The sequence below is a fragment of the Staphylococcus sp. HMSC069E10 genome (assembly GCF_001809205.1).
Lineage (GTDB): Bacteria > Bacillota > Bacilli > Staphylococcales > Staphylococcaceae > Staphylococcus > Staphylococcus hominis.
Map to the genome: position 1 here is coordinate 1 of NZ_KV796486.1, position 1,540 is coordinate 1,540.

The window sequence follows — 1,540 nt, forward strand, 5'->3', positions numbered from 1 at the left end:
GAAGCGCCATCAAGTGAAGAAAACACAGAAAAAGCAACAACAGCAGAAGAAACAAATAAAGTAGAAACAGAAGAAGCGCCAACAGCAGAAGAAACAAACAAAGCAGCAACAGAAGAAACAAACAAAGTAGAAACAGAAGAAGCCCCAGCAGTTGAAGAAACAAATGCTAAGAGCAATTCAAATGCTCAACCAGCAGAAACTGAGAGAACTCACGTTGTAGATACAGTTGCTAAAGATTTATATAATAAATCTGAAGTTACAGAAGCAGAGAAAGCTGAAATTGAAAAAGTATTACCAAAAGATATTTCAAATTTATCTAATGAAGAAATTAAAAAAATAGCTTTAAGTGAAGCACTTAAAGAAACAGCTAACAAAGAAAACGCACAACCAAGAGCAACATTCCGTTCAGTAAGCAGCAATGCTAGAACAACAAATGTTAACTATTCAGCAACAGCATTAAGAGCAGCTGCACAAGACACAGTTACTAAAAAAGGAACGGGTAACTTTAAAGAATATGGAGATATAATCCATAAAACGTATAAAGAAGAATTCCCTAAAGAAGATAAGCTAACTGCATTCAATACAAATTTCAATCCTGATACAGGAACTAAAGGCGCATTAGAATATAATGATAAAATAGATTTTAATAAAGACTTTACAATTACTGTTCCAGTAGCAAACAACAACCAAGGTAATACAACAGGAGCAGATGGCTGGGGCTTCATGTTTACTCAAGGGAATGGCCAAGACTTCTTAAACCAAGGTGGTATTTTAAGAGACAAAGGTATGGCAAATGCATCTGGTTTTAAAATTGATACGGCATATAATAATGTTAATGGTAAAGTCGATAAACTCGATGCAGATAAAACAAACAATCTAAGTCAAATTGGCGCAGCAAAAGTTGGTTACGGTACATTTGTTAAAAATGGTGCAGATGGTATGACTAACCAAGTTGGTCAAAATGCCCTAAATACAAAAGATAAACCTGTAAATAAAATAATTTATGCAGATAATACAACTAATCATCTTGATGGTAATTTCCATGGCCAAAGATTAAATGATGTAGTATTAAATTATGATGCAGCAACAAGTACAGTAACTGCTACATATGCAGGAAAAACATGGAAAGCTACTACAGATGATTTAGGAATTGATAAATCACAAAAATATAATTTCTTAATTACTTCAAGTCATATGCAAAATAGATATTCTGATGGAATTATGAGAACAAATCTTGAAGGTGTAACAATTACAACGCCTCAAGCTGATTTAATTGATGATGTGGAAGTAACGAAACAACCAATTCCTCATAAAACTATTCGTGAGTTTGATCCAACTCTAGAACCAGGCTCACCTGATGTTATTGTACAAAAAGGTGAAGATGGAGAATCAACAACAACTACACCAACTAAAGTTGACCCTGATACAGGAGATGTAGTTGAACGTGGTGAACCAACAACAGAAGTTACAAAAAATGCAGTTGACGAGATTGTACACTTTGCACCTGAAAAAGTACCACAAGGCCATAAAGATGTATTCG

1 pseudogene is annotated in these 1,540 nt (G+C 34.2%); it reads left to right on the forward strand.

Features of this window, described 5'->3' with window-relative positions:
- Positions 1 to 1,540: pseudogene (gene pls, locus HMPREF2561_RS07010) on the forward strand (plasmin-sensitive LPXTG-anchored glycoprotein Pls); the annotation flags it as partial.